At 39.9% G+C, this 581-nt stretch carries 1 protein-coding gene; it reads left to right on the top strand.

All coding sequences use genetic code 11. The features are described 5' to 3' along the window. On the top strand, window positions 1–401 hold a 401-nt coding region (locus tag KP708_RS15505), incomplete at its 5' end, for a hypothetical protein (RefSeq protein ID WP_215757256.1). Between the last annotated feature and the right edge of the window lie 180 nt (window positions 402–581).

Below are 581 nucleotides of genomic sequence, written 5' to 3'. Positions count from 1 at the left end.
TTTTGATAAGAGGAAATTATACAGTGCTTACTGACAAAGAAATTAACGATGCCCAAATTGGCTTCMAGTACCAMCATCCATCAGCCATTCTTCACGAGCATGAAGACTGTATTAGGATGGCGTATGAATGGTTAGATGCTCCGACAACAATAAAAACAAAACCMAAACACAGTAGAGCTCTAAAGCATATTATAGAAAAATGGGCAGGAAGATATATATCKCAATCAGACGTAGAAATAGCTGCTTATGTACATCCAAAAATAACAGGGAAATACTCAAATTTKAATATAAGCGCCAAGTTTACACGCCCACTAGACTCAAGATTAAATGGTATAGGCCAAGCTTTTACTCAAGATTATAGAGACCGATTTGATCCTAAGGTATATTCTAAATCCGAGTAATATTTATACCTGAGCAGCCTGCGGCGCTAGCGCGCTGCATTCGCTCTGGGTCTGCACCAATGTGTTTTTCTGATTATTCTGTCTGCTCATGAAGCAAAGAAATTGTAGCGGCTAAAACTACCGTTGTCCGGTAGTATCAAGGTCTGAACTTGATTGAGCGACAGGAGCGGCATGATGATG

Origin of the sequence: Gluconobacter sp. P5H9_a (assembly GCF_018812085.1) — a bacterium.
Lineage (GTDB): Bacteria > Pseudomonadota > Alphaproteobacteria > Acetobacterales > Acetobacteraceae > Gluconobacter.
The sequence above is the reverse complement of the archived record's forward strand: the minus strand, read 5'-3'. Positions and strand labels throughout refer to the sequence as shown.